The sequence below is a fragment of the Frankia sp. AgB1.9 genome, from assembly GCF_016786355.1.
GTDB lineage: Bacteria > Actinomycetota > Actinomycetes > Frankiales > Frankiaceae > Pseudofrankia.
Window position 1 is genome coordinate 38,832 of sequence record NZ_JADWYX010000076.1, and the last position, 6,280, is coordinate 45,111.

Genomic DNA, 6,280 nt, shown 5'->3' on the forward strand with positions numbered 1-6,280 from the left:
CCTGACTCTGGAGACCGCATGCCCCTGCCCCCGCCTACGCGTACCGAGATCAGCGCTCGGCTGCTCGTCCTCACCGACGACCGGGCCCTGCTCGTCCGTCGCCGCGGGCAGGCCTGGTACTTCCTGCCCGGGGGCCCGGTCGAGCCCGGCGAGACCGTCGAGGCGGCGCTGCGGCGCCGGGCCGACGAGGAGGCCGGGCTCGACATCGCCGAGGTCGAGCTCGTCGGCTGCGCCGAGCACAGCTATGTCGCGGACGGCGTCCTGGTCCACGAGCTGAGCACCGTGTTCGCCGCCCGGCTGCCCTGGGGGGCTCAGATCATCAGCAACCGGGCCGACTTCCACCTCACCGCCGTCGCGCTCGACGAGCTGGCCGACCTCGACCTGCGCCCGCCGGCCCTCACCGGGATGATCCACGGGTGGAGCCGGGACCACCGGTCGCGGTGGCACACCACCCTGCCGGCCGGCTGACGGCGCCGGCGCCGCCACGGGCTCCGGCGGCTCAGCTGGCGGCCGAGCGGAAATAGACGAGCGGGTCGGCGGCGACGTCCTTGAGCCGGTCGGGCATGCGCCAGGTGACGTACCCGGCGAGGGCGACCGCCCAGGCGGCGGTGGCCAGCACGACGCCGGTGGTCGAGATCAGGGGTCGCAGCAGGGCGAGGCAGACCGTCGCGGTGATGACCGCCGCCCGCAGCGGCGGGCCGACGCGCAGGGACCGGTTCGTGACCAGGCTCCGGGTGCCCACGAAGATCAGGTCGAAGTACAGCTCGACCCAGGAGACACGCTTCCACACCGTTTCCTCGGACACCGGCCCATTTGACCTGATGGCGCGGCGGCACGGAAGCCCGGCTCGAGCTCGCGGCAGGGCCGCGGCACCCGCCAGCGCCTGACCGTCGGGGAGCCAACTCGGCGACCCCGTTTCACCCGGGTGGGGACGGGCACGCGGAGGGCGGGACGGAAGCGAGGGGAGGCGACGATGACGGGCGCCGATCCGATCCTTGTGACGGGCGCGGCCGGCGGACTCGGTGGGGTCGGCCGGACGGTGGTGGAGCTGCTGCTCGGCCGGACCCGCACCGTCCGAGCGATGACCCACCGGGAGGACGAGCGGGCGCAGGCGCTGCGCGACCTCGGCGCCGAGGTCGTCGTCGGTGACCTCACCCGGCCGGAGGACCTCGCCCGTGCGCTGACCGGCTGCAGGCGGATGTACTTCTCCATCAGCGTCTCGCCGCGGTATCTGGAGGCGGCGGCGACCGTCGCCACGGTCTGCCGGGCCCTGGGCGGCCTGGAGACGCTGGTCTCGATGTCGCAGCTCACGGTGTCCCGGATGACCGCGCTACGGGTCGACGAGTCCTGCCAGCAGCGGCTGCACTGGCTGTCCGAACAGGTGCTCGACTGGTCCGGTCTGCCGGTGACGCACGTCCGTCCGACGGTGTTCCTGGAGAACCCGATCTTCACCGGGCTGGCGGCCGCGTCGATCCGTCAGGACGGGACGCTGGCACTTCCACTCGGCTCGGGCCGTACCTCGCCGGTCGCCGCCCACGACGTCGCCCGGGTCGTCGCGGCCCTGCTCGACGAGCCGCACCGCCACGAGGGCCGGGTCTACGAGCTGACCGGTCCGCTCAGCCAGGACCTGTCGGCGATCGCCGCGGAGTACTCCCGCGCGCTCGGGCGACCTGTGCCCTACGTGGACGTGGCTCCCGACTGGTGGGCCGAGCGCGTTCTGCCAACGGCCGGCCTGACCGCGCACGTCGGCCAACACCTGGTCACGCTGGCCCGCATGCACCGGGAGAACCGGTTCGACCGTCACACCGACACGGTCGAGCAGGTCACCGGCACCCCCGCGCAGACCATCGAGTCCTACGTCGCCTCCCATCGGGACGAGTTCCTGCCGGTGCACGCCAACGCCTGAGCACCGAACGCCCGCGGACCGGGGGCAGGGAATCAGCCCGGTCCGTCGCTCGCGGACGCCAGCAGCGGCACCACCACGTCGCTGACCGGCGTCGGGATGCCATGAACCCGACCGCGTCGCGCGATGACGCCGTTGCGGGTGTCCCATTCGAGCGGCCGGCCGGCTTCACGGTCGGCGAGGATGGAGGTTCCGAGGTCCGCCGGGTTGGCCTGGAAGCTGTCGAGGATCTCCAGCGGCACCTCGTCGCCCAGAACCGCGCCTTCGGCCCGGGCGACCGCGAGACACTCCCGCAGGTAGGCCAGGGACAACTGGGCGATGTCCTCGCGGCCGAACATGCCGGACCGGCGGCCGCTGAGAGCCATGAGCCCGGCGGCCGCGTTCTGGAGCAGCTTGCGCCACGCTACGGACGTGAAGTCCACGGCCAGCTCGACCGAGCAGCGAGTGCCGCCCAGCGCCGCGAGCACCACCTGGGCCGACGGTAGGTCCGGCAGGGTCAGGCGGGCCGCGCCGCGCAGCCAGACGGAACCGTCGGGCTGGGCCACAGCCGGGAACCACACGACAGCGGGCAGTACCGGGCAGCCGGGGACGTGGGGCGCGACGGTCGCCTCCTGCTCGACGCCGTTCTGCAGCACGCAGACAGTGGTCCCCGGCTGGCACAACGCCGCCAACCAGGGCGCCGCCGCGGCGGTCTGGGGCGACTTGACGGCGAGGAAGACGAGGTCGACCGGCTTCTCGGTCCGCGCCGGATCGATCAGCACCGGACCCGGCACGACGAGGACGCCGTCGGCATCCCGCAGCTCCAGGCGCTCGCGCGCCGTGCGACCACACAGCGACGGCGTGCGGCCGGCCTCGTGCAGCGCCGCCGCGACGGTGGTGCCGATCGCCCCAGGACCCACGACCGCGACCGTTGGATTCATGACGTTGTCTTCTCTTCTGGATTGGTCGACGGGTGGATTCGGCGCGGCCGGTCAGCTGACCGTCGAGCCGAACAGCTTCCCGATGCTGTAGGTGACGCCCGCCGCCACGAGGATGATCGCCAGCTGGCGCAGCGCCCCGCGGCGAAGCGGGCGGCCGCCGGAACGGGCGACGACGGCTCCGACGAGGACGCTGGCGGCCGCGGTCAGCGCGATGGACACGACGACCGCGGGAACGCCGTGCAGGAACCACCAGGGCGCGAGCGGGACGAGGGCTCCCGCGGCGAAGTAGGCGAGCGAGGTGGTCGCGGCGGTCAGCGGCGAGCCGAGCCCCGCGGGGCTGATGCCGAACACGATCTGGGCGGTGAAGGCGAGGAACCGCTCCTCGTCGAGCGCGAGCTCCGAGGGCGCGGACTGGGCGGTCGCGCGGGCGAGTCCGGCGGCCTCCAGGCTCGAGGAGAGCTCGTCGAGCATCAGTCTCGGGTTGTGCGTGACCAGCCGCCGGATCTGGGCCAGGAGACCGTCGTAGAGCTCGGCCTGGCTACGGACGGAGACCCACTCCCCCGCGGCCATCGACAGCGCGCCGGCGAGCAGGCTGGCGAACCCGGCCAGGCGGACCGCGCTGGGCGAGGCGTGCGCGCCGGCCAGGCCCAGGATGAGGCAGATGTTGGTGACGAGGCCGTCGCTGATGCCGAGCACAGCCGCCCGCGCGCCACCACGCGCGACCTTGGCCACCTGGCCGGCGAGCTCGGCGGCGTCGGCCGCCGGGTCGGCGGGCGCGCCGGTGGCGGTCGTGTGCAGCGGGCGGGCCGGCCGGTACGGCCGGTACGGCCGGTGGCCGGTCGCCGGGGACGGGACGGCCGTGGCCGCGGCGTCCTCACTCATGGGCGGCACTCATGGGCGGCGCTCACTCGCGGCTCAGCCCGGTGAGGGTGGACAGCACCGAGACGGCGTGTTCCTGGACGCCCGCGACGGCGTAGGTCCTGCGGACGACGCCGGCGGGATCGACCAGGTAGGAGACGCGCAGCGGGAAGGCGGCGTACTGGTCGTCCGGCGCCCGCTCGACCCCGAACAGGCGCCCCACGCTGTGGTCGACGTCGGACAGCAGCGGGAACTCGAAGCCCTGTTCCTCGGCCCAGGCCCTGTTCTCGTCAGGTGTGTCGAACGACAGGCCGACGATGAGGCAGCCGGCCGCCCGGAACTGCTCGGCGCGGTCGCGGAGCTCCTGGCCCTCGATCGTGCAGCCGGGCGACCCGGCCCGTGGATACCACCACAACAGCGCCCAGTGGCCCGCGAGCGCCGTCGAGGAGACCAGCTTCCCGTCCTGGTCCGGCAACGCGAACGCCGGAAGGCGGGCACCCGGGTCGAGCATGTCAGCGATGCTATGCGCCGGCTCCCGGTCATCCGTGTCCGGTCACCTCGCTCACGAACACGCGCGGGCGGCGATCCGCCGGCACGTTCAGCCAGTCAGCCCGGGAGGCCGCGCCGTGTAGGTGACCAGTGTCTGCTCCGGCCGGTCGGCGACCTGGAGCACGACGTGCGCGTACTCCAACGGGCCGAGGCGAGGATGGCGGAGCCTCTTCAGGCCATTGCCTATCGAGACGACGTCGTGCTCCGGCCACCACCGCCGCACGTACGCGCTGTCGCGCTGGAGTTCGCCGACGAGGGCCGCGACACTCGGCTCGTTCATGTGGGCCGCGGTGGCCAGCCGGAAGCGCCCGAGCATGGCGCGCGCCTCCTGCTCCCAGTCGAGGTAGACCCGCGTCGCCTCGTCGCTGGTGAACATCCAGCGCACCAGGTTCCGGTCCTCGGGTGCCCGGGTCTCCCAGTCGGTGAAAAGCTCGCGCGCCGCCGGGTTCGCCACGAGGACATCCCAGCAGCGTCCCTTGACGAAGGTCGGATAGGGATCGAGACGCTCGACGAGGTCCGCGACGTCGGGCGAGATCGTCTCGGCCGGGGGCCGCGCCCGCCACTCGGTCTCGCGGCGCAGCTGCGCGCTCGCGGGCCGGCCGTTCGCGAGAACGTCGAGGTACTGGCGCTCAGCCGGATTCAGCCGCAGCGCCGCCGCGAGGGCGTCGAGCACCTGCGCGGAGGGGCGGACCTGGCGGCCCTGTTCGAGGAACGCGTAGTAGGTCGGCGACAGGTTCGCGAGCGCGGCGACCTCCTCGCGGCGCAGCCCGGGTGTACGGCGCCGCGCTCCCGGCGGCAGCCCGACGGCCGCGGGGCTGAGCCGGGCGCGTCGGGACCGCAGGAGCTCACCCAGCGTGACCGGGTCTCCCTTGGACTCCACGCCCGCGAGCATAGTCACGGCGATGCTAGTAAAGACATGCTGTGGTCACCCCGCTGTGCGCTGCGGAGACTGGGCTCCATGGACATTCTTCGGGAGCGAATCGAGGTTCCGGTGCCGGATGGCACCGTGATGGCCAGCTATCTCGCTCGGCCGGCCGGCGATATAGCGCCGGTCGGGGTGATCGTGGCGCATGAGTTGTTCGGGGTGAACCCGGATATCCGATCCGTGGTGGACGAGATCGCCGCCGCCGGGCATCTGGTGATCGCACCGGAGTTCTACCATCGGGACGCCGAGCAGGGCCGGTACCTGGCCCGGGACGACGACGGCCGCCGCGCGGGTTTCGCTCTGTTGCACAAGCTGAGCCGCGCCGGCGCGATCGCCGATGTAAGGGCGGCCATGACGACGCTGACGGGCCGTTACGCGGTTCGCGAGGTTGCCCTGGTGGGATTCAGCGCCGGCGGCCATCTCGCCTATCTGGCCGCGGCCAGCCTGCCTGTCTCCCGGACAGCCGTACTGTACGGCGGCTGGCTTCCGACCACCGACATCCCGCTCAGCCGTCCCGAGCCCACCCTGGAGCTGACCCCGGGAATCAGCGGCCAGGTTCTCTGCCTGTACGGCGGGAACGACGCGCTGATCGACGCCGACCAGCTCGAGCGGATCTCGACGGCCCTGCGCTCGAATGAGATCCAGCACGAGCTCGTCGTCTACCCGGGCGTTCAACACGCGTTCTTCTGGACCGGCACGCCCGCCTTCGATCGAGATGCCCGCGACGACGCCATGAAAAGGATTCTGGCGCTGCTCGCCTGACCGGCTCCGCCGATGCTCGCCGAGTATTCATCTCGGGGTCTAGGCCACGTTCACGGCCCGCCACGTCGGCTGCGGTGAATCGAGGGACGCCGGCCGACGAGGAGATCTCGCCCCATGCAGATCGCGCAGATCTCGGACACCCACCTGACCCACCGCGGCGGCCTGACCGAGGCGAACTTCCGCTGCCTGATCGCGTACCTCAACGAGGTGGCGCGCCCGGATGTCGTCGTGATCACCGGCGACATCCAGGTGATGCACCCGGACGACGCCGACGAAAGGCTGCGCGCGCGGCTGACCGGCCTCGCCGCGCGGCGGGCCGAGGCCCAGAAGCTGATCGACGACTCGCTCGCCGAGGGAGTTCCC

9 protein-coding genes are annotated in these 6,280 nt (G+C 72.5%); 4 read left to right on the top strand and 5 right to left on the bottom strand.

The genetic code is table 11. The features are described from left to right. The first annotated feature begins 18 nt into the window (after positions 1-18). A complete protein-coding gene (locus tag I6A60_RS26590; RefSeq protein ID WP_203023224.1) occupies positions 19-468 on the top strand; it encodes an NUDIX domain-containing protein in 450 nt (149 codons plus the stop codon). Between the two features lie 31 nt (positions 469-499). Here I6A60_RS26590 and I6A60_RS26595 read toward each other — a convergent pair whose 3' ends face one another. Beyond that, positions 500-805: a hypothetical protein gene (locus tag I6A60_RS26595; RefSeq protein ID WP_203023225.1), complete on the bottom strand. Its 306-nt coding sequence runs from the start codon at positions 803-805 to the stop codon at positions 500-502. Positions 806-973: 168 nt separating this feature from the next. Between I6A60_RS26595 and I6A60_RS26600 the strand changes: the two genes are divergently transcribed. Then, positions 974-1,906, top strand: coding sequence for an NAD(P)H-binding protein (locus I6A60_RS26600; RefSeq protein ID WP_203023226.1), 933 nt, complete (start codon positions 974-976; stop codon positions 1,904-1,906). Between the two features lie 32 nt (positions 1,907-1,938). On the opposite strand, the gene I6A60_RS26605 is transcribed toward I6A60_RS26600, so the two are convergent. The 4 genes from I6A60_RS26605 to I6A60_RS26620 all read right to left on the bottom strand — a co-directional run bounded on the left by I6A60_RS26605 (position 1,939) and on the right by I6A60_RS26620 (position 5,110). Next, entirely contained in the window at positions 1,939-2,823 is an 885-nt protein-coding gene (locus tag I6A60_RS26605; RefSeq protein ID WP_203023227.1) for an oxidoreductase, read from the bottom strand. Between the two features lie 51 nt (positions 2,824-2,874). Continuing rightward, complete coding sequence (locus I6A60_RS26610; protein ID WP_203023228.1) at positions 2,875-3,705, bottom strand: VIT1/CCC1 transporter family protein; 831 nt, start codon at positions 3,703-3,705, stop codon at positions 2,875-2,877. 22 nt (positions 3,706-3,727) lie between these two features. Continuing rightward, the gene (locus tag I6A60_RS26615; protein WP_203023229.1) at positions 3,728-4,192 is read right to left on the bottom strand and encodes a peroxiredoxin; all 465 of its coding nucleotides are present in this window, start codon (positions 4,190-4,192) and stop codon (positions 3,728-3,730) included. Positions 4,193-4,279: 87 nt separating this feature from the next. After that, positions 4,280-5,110, bottom strand: coding sequence for a helix-turn-helix transcriptional regulator (locus I6A60_RS26620; RefSeq protein WP_307873886.1), 831 nt, complete (start codon positions 5,108-5,110; stop codon positions 4,280-4,282). A gap of 78 nt (positions 5,111-5,188) precedes the next feature. Between I6A60_RS26620 and I6A60_RS26625 the strand changes: the two genes are divergently transcribed. Both I6A60_RS26625 and I6A60_RS26630 read left to right on the top strand, forming a co-directional pair. Then, a complete protein-coding gene (locus I6A60_RS26625) occupies positions 5,189-5,917 on the top strand; it encodes a dienelactone hydrolase family protein (RefSeq protein WP_238436292.1) in 729 nt (242 codons plus the stop codon). Between the two features lie 114 nt (positions 5,918-6,031). After that, positions 6,032-6,280: metallophosphoesterase (locus tag I6A60_RS26630; RefSeq protein ID WP_238436293.1), on the top strand; the 249-nt coding region annotated here is incomplete at its 3' end.